Raw genomic sequence first — 14,933 nt, forward strand, 5'->3', positions numbered from 1 at the left:
TCAATACTAGGAACAGCGCAGAGATTGACCTTCCGTACCTGTTAACTAAGTGATGCATTGTTCACGATCTGATTGAAGAAGGAATGCCTGTTGTTCGTCGAAATGGAGGTAAACGTTCTCGGTATTGCTTGGAAGGCGTTGAAGATCCTTGTTGTCAGTTGCCACCAGGAAGACATGTCCATGCGCCGTGACTGCTTTAACCAGCGCAAAGCTTCCTTCGAAAGAGACATCTTGCAGCCGTGCCTCGATGGCGTTGTCGCCCTGTCGCTGCCGCGAGACATCCACATGCTCTGGACGGACATACAGTGCAACGCTTTCCCCTTGCACGTTGTGGCTTACCCTGGCGCGATGCTGGCCCAAGGGTGACTCTACTGTGCCAAAACCGTCTGCTATTCGTACAAGCTTGCCCTCGATCACATTGGTTTCGCCTACGAATTTTGCCACGAAACCGGAGCTTGGATTGTGATAGATCTCGTGAGGTGGAGCGACCTGCAACATCCTTCCCTTGTTCATCACGGCCACGCGGTCGGACATGGCGAGTGCCTCGCTCTGGTCATGAGTGATATAGATGAACGTCACGCCCGTCCGCTTCTGGATCGACCTCAGTTCCGCTCGCATGTGCTGCCTCAGTTTGAGGTCAAGCGCCGACAACGGCTCATCAAGAAGCATAACCGAAGGCTCTACAGCCAAGGCGCGCGCAATCGCGACCCGCTGTCTCTGGCCACCCGACAACTGGCTTACCATTTTCTCTTCAGCGCCAACCAGATCCACCAATGCCAGCAGCTCTTCGGCTCTTTTACGCCGGATGCTGCGTGGCACTCGCCGCATCTCCAAGCCGAATGCTACATTTTCCCAGACGCGCATCAGGGGGAACAGAGCGAGATTTTGAAAAATCAGACTGGTAGGGCGTTGGTTTGCGCGCTTGCCGCGGACGTCCTCCCCGCCGATCCGGATCGTGCCGGCGCTTGGATCGATAAAACCCGAGATCATCCGCAAGATCGTCGTCTTGCCGCACCCGGACGGGCCGAGGATCGAAAAGAACTCGCCCGCCCTGATCGTAAGGCTCAGATCTTCGATTGCGCGGAAGCTCCCGAACCTGCAACTTACATGTTCAAGCTCGACAGATCCTTCAGAACGCTTCTCCGAATCTGCCGAGTTGGAAATGGCCTGCGGCACAAGATTGCGTGAATGGCTAGACACACGCATCTTGCCTATGCGGCCCTGTATTTGTCGGCATATTCTCCGCGCTTAGCCACAAATTCGCTATTCTGGTCCGGCCACCACCAAAGCTTCTTCAAAGCACCCTCGTCGAATGCACCTTCGTAAAATGCAGCGTTGTCCGGATTGAGTAGCTTGGGTCCACCTTTTGCAGCCGGATTTGCTGACACTGCCGCCCCCCACAGCGCTGAGCCTTCCGCAGTGGAAACCCACTTGGCAAGAGCATGAGACTCGTCAACATTCTTAGCGTTGGCGAGGAGCACAAAACCTTCATTCCACGCGAAAGCACCCTCTCCCGGCGCGGCGTATACAAAGCCATTGTTGCGCAGGTTGAAGCCAGTCGAATCCCAGCAAAGCCCGAGAGTTGCACCATTTGTAGTGAAGCCGGCATTAGCGTCATTCTCGCCCGACCACCATTGCACTACATTGCCCTTGTGCTTTATCGCCTCGGCAAGGGCGATATCCCAGAGCTGGGTCATCACTGCCATATCGCTGTAGCTATCCGACCACGGACGCGGCAATTTGCCATTTGCCTCAAGCCACCGGCCCATGGCCGCAAGCGCTGAATGAGGCCGAATGGTCACCTGGTTGTCTGGACTGAACAAATCGCCAAGGCTGGCAGGTGAGCTCAGCTTGGCGTCGCCCTTCTTATACACAAGCGCTTCCGTGCCCCAGACGGCTGGCAAAAACTTGCGCTTCCCTTCAATGGTTGAGCGTTTGCCCATCGCACCATCGGCCATACCGGGGAGGTAATTTGAGAGGTCGAGTTTGGACTCATCCCAACCCTGCACCAGCCCTTGGCTATTCCAGGCTGCGAGACGATCCACTGTCGGTTCCGCGACGTCAATGTTGCCTGTGGCAAGCGAAAGCTTCGCTTGTGCATACATCGCGTCCTGATCGGGTTGCTCAATAAAGTTTACCTTGACGCCTGTCGCTGCCTCGAAGGCGGGAAACACTTTCTCGCGAAACAGAGGGTACCCCGCCCAGCCCATAAAATTGACAGTCCCGCCACCGGCAAAGGCCCTAGTGATCACAAAGGGCGCAGCAATGCTCTGCGTTGCCACAAGAGCGGCGCCGGTTTTCAAAAAGCCGCGTCTGCTGAACCTGTATCCTGACTTTTTCATAGGTTAAAACTCCTCCTGTCTTTCCACCCTGGATTTCACTTTTTTTGCAGCGCCCATCGCCTTTCTGGTCGCCGCTCTTGAATTACTAGTAGATCAGTCTATTAGCTCCCGCAAGTGCATTTCTCGGTGACGCGCTCAAATAGCGCGGCACTCCAGATCTGCCCTTGGTTCACCCGACCTTACGCCGGATTCAAACTAGGGCGTTTACGCCTCTGCGACGGATGCTACCACTGGACCAGCCTGCACCACTAAACTTCCGGCCATGGCAGGCTGTAACCTCTTGCACTGCAGTAGCTGATCGGTCTATAGCCGATTGATGGCACACAGAACAAAACACCACAATTCGGCACCGAAGACGGCAACGCATCTTGCCCTGGAAACCGCCAAGGAAAGGATAATGCGCGTCGCTTTGGAATTGATGACGGAGAAAGGCTTCCTTTCAACCGGTATTGAGGAGATATTGTCTCGTTCCGAAGTTCCCCGCGGATCATTCTACTACTACTTCCCGAGCAAGGAAGCGTTTGGGCTCGAAGCTATCGATGCCTATGACGCATTTTTTGCGAACAAGATTGAGAAGTTTCTTGGAAACCAACGGCGCAGTACAATCGAGCGCATCGTAGCGTTCATGGATGACGCTGAACACGGGATGAGCAAGTACGAGTTCCGTAGAGGCTGCCTCGTCGGCAATCTTGGGCAGGAGATGGGGGCCCTTCCCGGATCCTTCCGGACCAAACTCGTGGCGGTCCTGCAAGGGTGGGAACGGAGATTCGCCGTTTGCATCGCCGATGGGCAGCTTAGAAACGAGATTTCTGATCATCTCGACCCAGAGCGATTGGCTCGGCTGTTCTGGACTGGCTGGGAGGGAGCGGTTTTGAGGGCAAAGCTTGAAAGCAACCCGCAGCCTCTGCACATCTTCGGTGACGCTTTCTTGGAGATACTCAAGGCGCGTTAGGCAGATGTCAGGTTTGGTCCTGGTATCCTGAAGCAGCCGTCGACGCTTTTCGTGTTCAACGCCATCTTGCTGGTGCTGTTTCCCTTCGCGATCTTGCCGATCTTCCTGTCGCTGGAGCGCATTCCCCAGTCCTTGCTGCGCGCCTCCGGGGATCCGGTTGCAGGCTTGCAAGCGTTCTGGCGCTTCAGCTTGCTGCTCGGCGTCGCCCGGGCCCGGCTCTCCACTGTCTTCCTGACGGCGATAACGACACTGGTTGCCGTGCTGCGCTCCAGCCCGCTGTTCGTGCCGATCGTGTCTGCCGATCCTGTAGGGCGCGATGGTCGGCGGCGCTATCCTGGCCTTCGCCGTGTCGTTAGCCGAGACGATGATCACCATCCTGGTCACCGGCACCCAGAGCACGCTGCCGGGTTCACTGTGCTGCTCTGCGTACCCGCCTCCCGGTTTCTCATCTCCAGCCAAATCGCAACTGAGCGAAGCGCAGCGCCTGTCAAATTTCACCGAGGAAAGCCGATGGGCCAAAGTCGAAGACCCGCCCGGGATTGAGGATGTTCTTCGGGTCGAACGCCGCCTTCAGCCGCTGCATCGCAGCGATCTCGACGTCGCTGCGGACCAGATGCAGCCACTTCTTCTTGTCAAGGCCGATGCCATGTTCGGCCGAGACGCCACCTCCGGCCGCCGCCACGCCACGATAGACGATGTCATATGCCACCGCGGGATCGACCGTGCGGACCTGGTAGTGCAGATTGCCGTCACCGAGATGACCGAAAACATAGATGTCGGCGTCGGGATCATTGGCGTGGATCGCAGCGCTTGCTTCCCGCAGGAATGCTCCCATGCGGGCGAGCGGGATACTGATGTCGACGCTGATCAGCCCTTTGATTGGAAACAGGACGCGATTGGCGTCCTCGCGCACGTCCCACAGCGCCCGGAATTCGCGCGGCGACTGCGAGACGACCACATCGTCGATGACGCCATCCTCGACCGCCTGCATCAACACCTCGGCGAAGCGCTCGCCGTCACGTTCAGGCTCGCTGCCCTGGATTTCGGCCAGCACATAGACGGACGAACCCGCCGGCAGCGGCGCCGGCATGTCCATGCTGGCGACCATGGCGTCATAGAGCGGCGCGAAGTTGACCTCATAGGCGGACAACAGTGGGCCAAGCTTTTGCCGGAGCTGCCCAAGCAGGGCGATCGCCGCATCGAGCGAAGACAGCGCGCAGAAAGCGTTCACCTCGCACACCGGCTTTGGATGCAGCCTGAGCGCCGCGCGTGTGACGACGCCAAGCGTCCCTTCCGTGCCGATGAAGAGCTGGCTGAGGTCGTAGCCGGAATTGTCCTTGGGCAGTCCCTTGAGCGAGGTCAGAACGCTGCCATCGGCAAGCACGGCCTCTAGCCCCAGCACCTGCGCCCGGTACATGCCATAGCGCAGCACGCGGATGCCGCCGGCATTGGTGGCGATGTTGCCGCCGACCGTCGCCGAACCACGTGCACCGACATCGACGCCGAACATCAGGCCCGCGCCATCGGCTGCCTCCTGCACCGCCTCCAGCGTTGCGCCCGCTTCGGCCACGATGCTGGCAGCCTGACGATCCGGAGCGGTAAAGCCGGTCATGCGCTCCAGCGACAGCACCACCTCGCCCGGCTGTACACGCCCCCCACCAGCCATACCGGTCCGTCCGCCCTGCACGACAATCGGCTGGCCGAGATCGTTGCACGCCGCCAGCGCTGCCGCGATACCTTCTGTGTCGCGCGGACGCAGCACCACTTCGGGAAGCGCACCCAGCTTGCCGTCGGGATCGTCGCGATAGCGCTGGTCGACATCGGAGCCGGCGAGCACGCCACCAGCGCCAAGCCGATCACCCAGAGCAGACAGAAGCTGTTGTGTTTCGGGTGACATCGGCCAATCCTATTCATGCTCGCCTGAGGGCCAAACCTTTGTCCGTGCAAGCGTCACCGTCCGCGTGACCGTTCGTGGACGAGGGGGGGCAAAGCCAGCGACAACGCATTGATGCCGGAATGATGGTGCCCCTTACTGAAGCTTCGGAAGCTGAGACGTCACTCGCACGGAGTTCGCCGGTTTGACGATGGTCCATCGGCCTACGCTTTCCGGCCGGTTAGAATGTTATATCTGGGGTGATCTCGATCAGTGTTGGCCCATTGGTGTCCAGAGCGTCCTTGATCATGGTGTAGAGATCGCCGGCGGTCGCGGGTTTGACGGCCTTGGCTCCATATGCTTTGGCCAAGGCACAGAAATCCGGATTCCGGGCAGTCACAGCATTCGGTTCTATTCCGGCCGTCATCATGCTGTCGCGAATTTCGCCCAGCAGACTGTTGTTCCAGAGCACAATTGGAAGTGTCAGGTTCAATTCAACCGCGGTAGCAAGTTCGTTCGAAGTGTATTGAAACCCGTAATCACCAGCCAATGCCACGACGGGTGCGGACCCGCCTTTGCCTATCTTCGCCCCGATGGCGGCGGGCAAGGCAAAACCCAGTGTGCCAAAGCCTACAGGATGTAACCACGTGCGAGGCCGTGAGACTGGAAATTGTACATTCGCGGAATAAGCAATCTGGGTCATGTCCGAGCAAATCACTGCCTCGACAGGGACCGCTGCACGGATTGCAAAAAGGATTTTTGCAACAAGAGACGAACCTGCTGGGGTTTCCATAACGAAGTTTGTGGACGGCCTGAATCGCCGCTTGAGAACACCAATCCGTGCCGAAATGTTTTCAAGACAGTGGCTGGAATCGCCTATTATGGCAACCGCGGCCGGATAGGGCCGCGCTATGTTGAAGGCGTCTAAATCGATGCGCACAATCTTTCCTGGGAAGGAGATGTCCGTGCGCCAGAAGTCCGTCTCAGCCATTTCCGTGCCTACAGCCACAATGCAGTCAAAGGTCTGTAGGTCCTGTTGCACGGATGCCAGGCTCAACACCGAACCCCAAACCGCGCCATGCTCTGCTGGGACGGCTCCTTTCCCCGCCGTGGTTGTGATAATGCAGGCTCCGACTTTTTCAGCCAAATCAAGTGCGTATTTGCCGGCATCAAGTGCGCCACCGCCGAGAATAATCGCGGTTCTAGACGCCTGCGAAATCAATTTTGCAGCATCTTCGATAAGCGCGGGATCAGGTAACGGCTTGCGCGGAAGGGTCCGGGCGAGCCACCGATCCGTCACGTCCGCCTGTAGAACGTCGATAGGTATTTCAATGTAAACCGGACGTGGGCGCGCAGACGCGAATACGGCAAAGGCTGCCGCTACAGCATCCTGAAGATCCTTGCCGTTGTAGACGCGGAAAGCATGCGCGGTGACCGATGAAGCAGCGCCAAACTGATCGATCATTTCGTGAAGCCTGCCACGGCCTTGTGCGCTATCGCGTAAATCCAAACAGGACGAGATAACCAGAATAGGGCTCGAGTCGGACCAAGCCTGGCCAAGCGAGGTCATGATGTTCGTCATGCCGGGCCCCGTGATGGTGAAGCATACACCTGGTTTTCCGGTTGCTCTGGCATAGCCGTCAGCCATGAAGCCAACGCCTTGCTCGTGGCGCCCGAGCACATGGGTAATCGTGGAGGCTGGCAGAGCGCGATATAGCTCTATGTTGTGGACGCCAGGAATGCCGAAAACGACGTTAACCCCATACTGCGAAAGCAAATCAACGAGCGCCTCACCGACCAATTGCTTCGTCACTGTTTTCTATCCTCCAGGTGTGTTTGCACCCGATCACCACGCCACTGAGGAAGATCTTCTTTGGCCAGGAACCTGGAGATCAGCAATTTTTGCACTTCACTCGTGCCGTCGATCATCTGCACTACCTTCGCGTCCCGCATAAGCATCGCTGGGGGACTAGAAGCGTCTAGCCCGGCAGCCCCATGCACTTGCACAGCCTGCGTGCTAAGCTTCATCCCGAGATCGGCGCAAACGAGCTTGCACATGGCAGCGTAGGCGCTGCCGAGTTTTGTGCGCGGGGCACCCATCAGGAGAAGCGCTTGTTCCCAGAGAGCCCTGGCGGCGGCAAGCTCAGCGGCAGCGCTGCCTATCTCAAACGAAATGCCTTCGTGCTCAATCAAAGGCCGACCAAAGATCTGACGGCCACGTGCAAAGGACGTTGAGTAATGGAGCGCGGCAGTCGCAATACCAAGACCGATCCCGGCTGCGTTCAGCCGATAGAGGTCAAGCATCTTCATGGTGATGCGAAACCCCTCCCCTTCATTCCCAAGGAGGCAGCGCTCTGGCACGTGCACATCCTCAAGGATTACGGAGGCCGTGGGGCTTGCCCTGAAACCGAGAAGGTCGTGATCGGGACTTATCCTTATCCCGGGGAGTTGCCGGTCGACGACAAAGGCCGATACCCCTTTGTTTCCGCCTTCGGGGTCGGTCTTCGCCAGAACCACGAATACATCGCCAACTGACGCGCTTGTTACCCAATCCTTTGTTCCGTTGAGGACATAGGCTGCGCCAGACTTTCGTGCCGTAGTTTGCAAAGCGGCAGCATCCGACCCCGCATCTGCTTCCGAAATGCAAACACAGGGGATAACAGATCCGTCAATGATCCCTGGGATATAGGACTGTCTGACGGACTCCTCTCCGTAGAGGATGACCGGCGACGCCACATCTGCACACATGCCGAATGACATCGCAAAACTTGGACTGACGCGTGCTATGATTTCACTTGCCAGGATAGCAACGATATGGTCCTCGCCCGACCCCCCGAACTCTTCAGGCATTCCAATGCCGAGCAGGCCACGACTGGCACACTCGGCATAGATCTCACTCGGAAACTTTGCCTTGGCGTCGATACGAAGAGCTTCCGGACGCAGGACTTCTTCCGTAAAGCTTTGCACCTTTTGGAGAAGACGTAGCCTTTGATCTGTAAAAAGCATTTGTCTTCCCTCAGCTGTGCGTTCTTTTGCGTATGAGAGCGTCAAGCGCCACGCACGAACCCTGACTCACGATTATCGGATTGATGTCGACTTCACTGACAATATCTCTGGCATCGATAGCCAGGCGCGAGAGACTTACCGCGACACGCGCCAGTGCAGTGAGGTCATATGCCGGCTTGCCCCTAAAGCCAGAAAGCAACCTGTAAATTTTCAACCCCGCCAACGCATCGGTAAACTCCCGTTCGCTTACTGGGCAAAGCAAACTGGCCGAGTCCTCAAGAAGTTCGATCATGACGCCGCCCGCGCTGACGATCAGGATGGGGCCCACCTGATCGTCGTTGACGATCCCGAGAGCCACCTCGACGCCGTCTGTCTTTATCATTTCGCAGACGAGCACCTTCGGGCCGAGGCGAAAGGCTACATCCTCATAAGCTGCGTACACTTCGGCAGCCGAACGCAGGTTCAGCTTCACACCGCCAACGTCAGATTTGTGAAGGACTCCGACGGCGGCTGTTTTCAGTACCACGGGGTAGCCGATGCGCTCGGCCGCGGCCACGGCCGTTGCTGCCGAATCTGACAGAATGCGCGCGGCTGTCGGGATGCCATAGGCGTCCAGCACGTCAAGACAGTCCGACTCCGTCATTGTATCCGATTGGACTATGCGTCGAAGGTCCGGATCCATCCCCTTCACAGCCTTTGATGGGACCTCCATCGCAACTGCTCGGGCCCTCCATTTCTTCCAGGCCATCACGTTCCGAACGGCTCGCAATGCGTTTTCTACGCCATCGAACAGCGGTATCCCCGCCTCTGACAATTTTTCGGCCAGACGCGTCCTTGGCAGGCGTGCAAAGTTCGTCGCCACGCAGATTGGTTTTTCAGTCCTGGAATTGGCTGCAATGCATGCTTCGACGAACCCCTCGGAAATATAGTCCTCCATTGGGACATCGCAGACGAGCGCGGTGAGGCCTACAGCTGCATCCTCGCTAATGGCGAGAAGGCACTGTGTGTAGTTTTCAATAAAATCGGTGGCAGTGCCCCAGGCATCCAGCGGGTTCACAGCGTCCAGGCCAGGTGCCAGATGCCCCGTCAGGCGATTGGCCGTAGCTTGGCTTATTGCGGCAAAGTTGACTCCAACGGCCTCTGCAACATCGACCAGGTGGCCACGCGCGCCGCCCGAATCGAGCACGGCGCCGAGATCGCCATCCGCCATGTCTTTCGGCGAGGACAACAGCAACGCTGTCGCTGCCAATTCGTCAATCGTTTCTACTTCGATGACCCCGCTTTTGGCGAAAAGTGCGCGGTAAGCCGCATGGTTCCCGGCGATGGCGCCTGAGTGACTTTCGGCAAGTCTGGCGCTCAGGGACGTCTTGCCGATCTTCAGCGCGACGATCGGCACGCCCTTTTCACGAGCCATCGCCGCAGCCTCAATGAAGCCTGGAACGTCCCGGATTGTTTCCAGGAAAAGCGCCACAACCTTCGTCGTCTGGAGTGACAGGGCGTATTTCATGTAATCTGCAACGGTGGTCGTAAGCTCCTGGCCGCTCGAAACCGCTAGATTGAAACGCAAGCGCGGATCTTGGTTGAGAAGGCATGATAGGATCGCGCCAGAATGACAGATCGTCGCAATCGATCCGGATGCCCTGTTTTCAAAGGGAAACCAGCTTACAGCGACGCGTTTTTCGAGGTTAAGAAAGCCCATGCTGTTGGCGCCGCACAAGGCGATGCCGTTTTCCCTGAGCTTTCTTCCAATGCGTTCCGGCAGAGTGGGATTTGTATCGTTCGATATGTAAGCGCTTGCGAAAATAGTCGCGGCTTTCGCACCGCAGGCTATTACCTTGTCAATCTCGCTTTCAATATTCTGATTGGCAACGCAGATAACGACATGTTCAGGCAATCCGACAATATCGTCAAGAGATGGATAGCACTTCCTGCCGAAGATCTGACTATACTTTGGATTAATGGGGTACACCTCGCCGGTATAGCCAAAATCGATAATTTGGCGGAACGCATCACAGCCTGCCGTGTTTTCGCGAGGTGAAGCGCCAACGACGGCGATCGACTTTGGGTCCAGCAGATCTGTCAACACAGCAACATTCCTTATATGTTTCAACGATCCGATTGAGCTTCACGGTTACATAAGCAGCGAGAGCGGACATCTCTTATGGCCGGACATGCGGCGACCGATTTCGATCTCCGTCGACGAATAGCCTAGCCGAGCAACAGTCTCAGGTGGTCGTTGAGAAATCTATTCTTGGGATCGAGTTGGCGCCGCAGTTTCCGAAAATCGTTCGCTCGCGAATAAAGCTGAGTGACATCGTCGGTATCGAGGAAGTGCATTTTGCCCCAATGCGGACGGGAGCCGTATCGGCGCAGGATTTCGTCCACGTCCCTCAAAAAAGGCCAGTAATCGATTCCAGGACCGCCGGAGACCGACAGCGTGATGCTGTCCTGGTGGTGGAACGGGCTCATCCAACCGGGATCCCCGGCGGTAAAGCGATATTCGATCGGGTAGATGCAGTTGGTGTGCCTGGTGAGCATGAGCTCGCGCACTGCCCTGACAGCGGTCTTGCCGTGCTCCAGCGGTACTGCGTATTCGAGCTCAACAAAGTTCGGCACGTATTCAATGGGGTACACTTCGGAACTGTACGCAATTTTCTCGAAGTCCGCCTCCATTGGAGCTGCGTCGGTGATGTCCATGATCTTCATTTCGCAGACATCAGCCAGCTTTTCGGTGCTCGACACAGCTGCAGTGTCCGGCAGGCAGTAGAGATGACGACTCTCTGGCGTTGGGCACCAGAAGAAGCCGAAGTGACGGTGGTTCGCCGCCAGCTCATCGTGCCGTTCCATGCAAGTCTCGAAGTCGTCTCTCCACAAGCGCTCATGAAGGTTGTAGGCATCCATGACGTTAAGGGTGAGCGAGGAAATGATGCCGAGCGTCCCCAACGACACCTGTGCTGCGTGCAGCAGGTCGCTGTCGCTGTCGTCAATGTCGAGGATGTTGCCATCGGCCTTGATGATGCGCATCCCGCAAATCGACGATGCAAGGTTACCAAGCCGGAGGCCAGTGCCGTGCGTGCCCGTGGTGAAGGCTCCTGCAACGGCTTGGCTATCGATGTCGCCTTGGTTGATCAGCGATAAGCCGTGCTGCTTGAGTGTTCTGCCGACTTCGTTGATCTTGGTGCCGCCGGCGACTGTCACGCGCTTGTGTTCATGATCAATTCTGTGCACACCATGAAGATTGGCCAACGACAGGAGAAGACCGTTGGTTCCCACGACTGGTGTGAATGAATGTCCCGAGCCCGACACGCGAATTCCAAGATCCCGCTGGTCTGCCTCCCGGACCAGATCGACAAGCTCCGCCTCCGTCTCGGGAGAAGCCTTGTATTGTGACACGCAGTATTGATTTCCGACCCAGTTGCGCCAAACTCCGCCTTTTTCGAAAGTCATGTCCTTGCCCTCAAATCGCGGTGAAACAATTATCGACAAACAGATGCGCGCCGCTGATGAAGCTTGCATCATCGCTTGCCAGATAAAGTGCGGCCTTAGCAACCTCGTCGGGCCGACACATGCGTCCCTGCTGGGCCGCGATCGCGGCATCGGAGACGTCGATACCGTATCTTGACAGTTCCTCGACTTCCCTCTGGCCGTGGGGCGTTTGAATGAAGCCTGGGCAAACCGCATTGCACCGTATGTTGCGGTCGCGGAACTCGACGGCGATCGAGCGCGCGAACATGTGGCAGGCGCCCTTTGTGGTGTTGTAGAGAACTTCCATTGGAGTGGCTGCGACCGCGGAGATGGAAGAGGTGCAGACGATGGATCCGCCACCGGCGTCTATCATCTGCGGAATCACTGTACGGGTTACAAGGAACATACTGCGCACATTGATGGCCATCAGCCGGTCCCAATCTTGGAGGGTTGTCTCGAGGAACGGCCGGATGATAATGGTGCCGGCATGGTTAAATAGGACGGTGATCTGTCCCAGAGCGCCACTGAGCGCGCTAACGGCAGAAGCCACCTGCCCTTCATCTGAGACATCGGCAGCTGCGAACGCAGCCTCGTAGCCTTGATTGCGCAAACGGCTTGCAGCTGCCTCGCCGTCGCTGGATTGCAGGTCGACTATGCCAACTGCCGCACCTTCGCGCGCAAAAAGTTCCGATGCCGCAAGACCGCATCCTCCCGCACCGCCGCTGATGAGCGCAACCTTGCCTCTAAGCCGACCACTCATTTGCACCCCTGTTGTGTTATGTTGCCTGTGAAGGTGGGTTTATTACGATCAAGGGCAGGTTCACTTGCCTGAAGGTCTTCGCCCACACGGGTAACGCTTTGGCCCATGCTTGCATAAGCGTTTCAGCTGGGCCATATTCCAAAAGTGATACATCGCGGTGCGTTGAGCTCCGCGTCATGAGTGGGCTTTGCTTGCGCTGAATAATTTACCCGACGTATCGGCAATCGCCTCGGTCATGGGACAGATCGGGAGGCCTACGCTGCCAGAGGCGCTCGATGACATGCTCGCCCGCATTGCTCCGTTCGATTTGTCGGCGATTTTTGGTTTTCCCTTCGATGCCAGACCACTGCTGCTCTACGATGGCTACCGTCAGGCTGCAGCGCCATCGGCATTGGAAGCCTATCTCAACGGCGCCTACCTGCTGGACCCGTTCTACACAGCCTGCGTCCAGGGCTGGGAACCGGGTCTATGGCGTATGCGCGACTTGGCGCCCGACCGCTTTTTCGATTCGGAGTTTTACGGCTCAACAGAGATCCATCCTTGCGTTTCCATGCAGCCGGGCTCCCTTGTTGAGGAGATCGGCTTCCTCGTCCCGCTGGAGGGCGGGTTCAACGCCGTTTACTCGCTGATGCGTCTGCGGGGCGCCCCGTTTTCCGTGACGGAGAAGACTGGCCTGCAAGCGCTTGAGCCGGTCGTGCGCGAGAGCATCCGTAGCCAGTGGCGGGATGCACGGGCGACCATGCGCCCACCAAGTCTGAATGATTTGATGGAGAAGGCCTTTACGACGTTCTGCCAAGACCGGCTGACATATCAACAGCGCAGAATCGTGCAGCTCATCCTGCGCGGCCACAGCAACTGCTCGATCGGGTCGATCATTTCCGTGACCGAAGGCACGGTCAAACTGCACCGCCAGAACATCTACAAAAGGCTTAATATTTCCAGTCAAAGCGAGCTTTTTGCGCTGTTCATCGAGACACTTCTGCCAGAGCTTGCGATCACGTCCGACCGCAATGGCCGGCCGAACCAATAGGTCGCCGCCCGACCAGCAGCGAGACGCCGGCGCACCAATCCCCCTTCACTCCAATTGACCTGCCACTGAACTGTCATCCAGCTGCGATTAGAGCCTCGAGCGTTTTTGTTACGCCTTGTGGCGCGGGTTGAGCAACCGGCGGAGGCGCGGAGCCTTCCATCAGCTCAGCGTCGGAGCCGGTTGCGGTGATGACCTCGGCATAGGCTGCCGGGGTCTGGTAGCCGAGCGAGGAATGTGGCCTGGCGGTGTTGAAGTCCTCCCTCCATTCGGCGATGGCGCTTCGGGCGTGGCCGAGACCGAAGAACAGGCTCTCGTTCAACAGCTCGTCGCGCATCCGGCCGTTGAAACTCTCGACGTAACCGTTTTGCATCGGCTTGCCCGGCGCGATGTAGTGCCATTCGATCCTGCAATCCTTCGACCAGGCGAGGATGGCGTTCGAGGTAAACTCGGTGCCGTGGTCGGAGACGATCATGCCCGGCTTGCCGCGGTGGGTGATCAGTTCCGTCAGTTCACGGGCAACCCGACGGCCGGAGATCGAGGTGTCCGGGATCGCGGCCAGGCATTCGCGCGTCACGTCGTCGACGATGTTGAGCACGCGGAACCTCCGGCCGCAGGCGAACTGGTCATGCACGAAATCCAACGACCAGCGCGCGTTCGGCTTTGCCTCGACCAGGATCGGCGCCCGCGTGCCGACCGCTCGCCGCCTTGCCCGGCGCTTGCGCACCGTCAGGCCTTCCTCGCGGTAGAGACGATAGATGCGGTTGACCCCAGATGCCTCGCCCTCGCGCCTGAGCAGGATGAACAGCCGCCTGTAGCCAAAGCGTCGGCGCGCAACCTGCCACGCAGCTCCGTCTCGGGCGGACGCCGGGACTGGTAGCGGATCATCTTGCGATCGGCGCCGACGAAGGAACAGGCCCGACGCTGCGACAAGCCCATGACGGCCTGCAGATGCGCGACGGCTTCGCGCTTAACGGCGGGCCCTACCATTTTTTTGACAGAAGCTCGCGCAGCGCCGAGGCTTCCAGCATCTGATCGGCGAGCAGCTTCTTCAGCTTGGCGTTCTCGTCTTCCAGCGCCTTCAGCCGCTTGGCGTCGGACACGTCCATCCCGCCATACTTCGCCTTCCAATTATACAGCGTCGCCTCCGAGACCCCGTGCTTGCGAGCCAAATCGCCCGCCTTCGCTCCCGCCTCGTGCTCGCGCAGAACCGCTATGATCTGCTCTTCCGTGAACCGCTTTCTCTTCATCAGTCCGTCCTTCGATCAAGGGCCGGACTCTAATCTCAGATGGAGGAAATTCTCAGTGGCAGGTCACAATCCACGCATTCGATTGCCCCAACGGAGCGGGCTTCCATTATCAATATCGACAATCGGATCGTGCAGTCTGCCTCAAGCCTCAAGAGCTGCTTCGCACGGTCAGGCGTCTATTGGCGGCTTCTGGCATTGGACGGCCTTCGGACTGGAACGGAAAAAATCAAAGAATCTTTAGATACGCCAAATGCCCCT

The 14,933-nt window shown here is 57.9% G+C and carries 11 protein-coding genes and 1 pseudogene; 3 read left to right on the plus strand and 9 right to left on the minus strand.

Features of this window, described 5'->3' with window-relative positions:
* Positions 1–45: 45 nt before the first annotated feature.
* Both JQK88_RS28070 and JQK88_RS28075 read right to left on the minus strand, forming a co-directional pair.
* Positions 46–1,200: an ABC transporter ATP-binding protein gene (locus JQK88_RS28070; RefSeq protein ID WP_376740462.1), complete on the minus strand. Its 1,155-nt coding sequence runs from the start codon at positions 1,198–1,200 to the stop codon at positions 46–48.
* 11 nt (positions 1,201–1,211) lie between these two features.
* Entirely contained in the window at positions 1,212–2,342 is a 1,131-nt protein-coding gene (locus JQK88_RS28075) for an extracellular solute-binding protein (protein WP_203280125.1), read from the minus strand.
* A gap of 418 nt (positions 2,343–2,760) precedes the next feature.
* On the opposite strand from JQK88_RS28075, the gene JQK88_RS28080 reads away from it, so the two are divergent.
* A complete protein-coding gene (locus JQK88_RS28080) occupies positions 2,761–3,294 on the plus strand; it encodes a TetR/AcrR family transcriptional regulator (protein WP_246750077.1) in 534 nt (177 codons plus the stop codon).
* A gap of 51 nt (positions 3,295–3,345) precedes the next feature.
* A complete protein-coding gene (locus JQK88_RS28085) occupies positions 3,346–3,837 on the plus strand; it encodes a hypothetical protein (RefSeq protein ID WP_203280127.1) in 492 nt (163 codons plus the stop codon).
* Here JQK88_RS28085 and JQK88_RS28090 read toward each other — a convergent pair.
* The 6 genes from JQK88_RS28090 to JQK88_RS28115 form a co-directional block, all read right to left on the minus strand.
* Positions 3,782–5,191: an FAD-binding oxidoreductase gene (locus JQK88_RS28090; protein WP_203280128.1), complete on the minus strand. Its 1,410-nt coding sequence runs from the start codon at positions 5,189–5,191 to the stop codon at positions 3,782–3,784. The genes JQK88_RS28085 and JQK88_RS28090 overlap by 56 nt on opposite strands.
* 217 nt (positions 5,192–5,408) lie before the next feature.
* A complete protein-coding gene (locus tag JQK88_RS28095; protein ID WP_203280129.1) occupies positions 5,409–6,980 on the minus strand; it encodes a 5-guanidino-2-oxopentanoate decarboxylase in 1,572 nt (523 codons plus the stop codon).
* Positions 6,977–8,173, minus strand: coding sequence for an acyl-CoA dehydrogenase family protein (locus JQK88_RS28100; protein ID WP_203280130.1), 1,197 nt, complete (start codon positions 8,171–8,173; stop codon positions 6,977–6,979). Before JQK88_RS28100 ends, JQK88_RS28095 begins: the two co-directional genes overlap by 4 nt.
* 10 nt (positions 8,174–8,183) lie before the next feature.
* Entirely contained in the window at positions 8,184–10,256 is a 2,073-nt protein-coding gene (locus JQK88_RS28105; RefSeq protein WP_203280131.1) for an acetate--CoA ligase family protein, read from the minus strand.
* A 125-nt stretch (positions 10,257–10,381) separates the two neighbouring features.
* Positions 10,382–11,620 (minus strand): D-arabinono-1,4-lactone oxidase, encoded by a 1,239-nt coding sequence (locus JQK88_RS28110; protein WP_203280132.1) that lies wholly within the window; start codon positions 11,618–11,620, stop codon positions 10,382–10,384.
* A 10-nt stretch (positions 11,621–11,630) separates the two neighbouring features.
* Positions 11,631–12,398 (minus strand): SDR family NAD(P)-dependent oxidoreductase, encoded by a 768-nt coding sequence (locus JQK88_RS28115; protein ID WP_203280133.1) that lies wholly within the window; start codon positions 12,396–12,398, stop codon positions 11,631–11,633.
* 187 nt (positions 12,399–12,585) lie between these two features.
* On the opposite strand from JQK88_RS28115, the gene JQK88_RS28120 reads away from it, so the two are divergent.
* Positions 12,586–13,428 carry a helix-turn-helix transcriptional regulator gene (locus JQK88_RS28120; protein ID WP_246750075.1) on the plus strand — a complete coding sequence of 281 codons (843 nt, stop codon included), beginning with the start codon at positions 12,586–12,588 and terminating at the stop codon, positions 13,426–13,428.
* A gap of 73 nt (positions 13,429–13,501) precedes the next feature.
* On the opposite strand, the pseudogene JQK88_RS28125 reads toward JQK88_RS28120, so the two are convergent.
* Positions 13,502–14,675: pseudogene (locus tag JQK88_RS28125) on the minus strand (IS3 family transposase).
* Positions 14,676–14,933: the final 258 nt, after the last annotated feature.

The sequence above is a fragment of the Mesorhizobium caraganae genome (assembly GCF_016836705.1).
Taxonomy (GTDB): Bacteria; Pseudomonadota; Alphaproteobacteria; order Rhizobiales; family Rhizobiaceae; genus Mesorhizobium; species Mesorhizobium caraganae.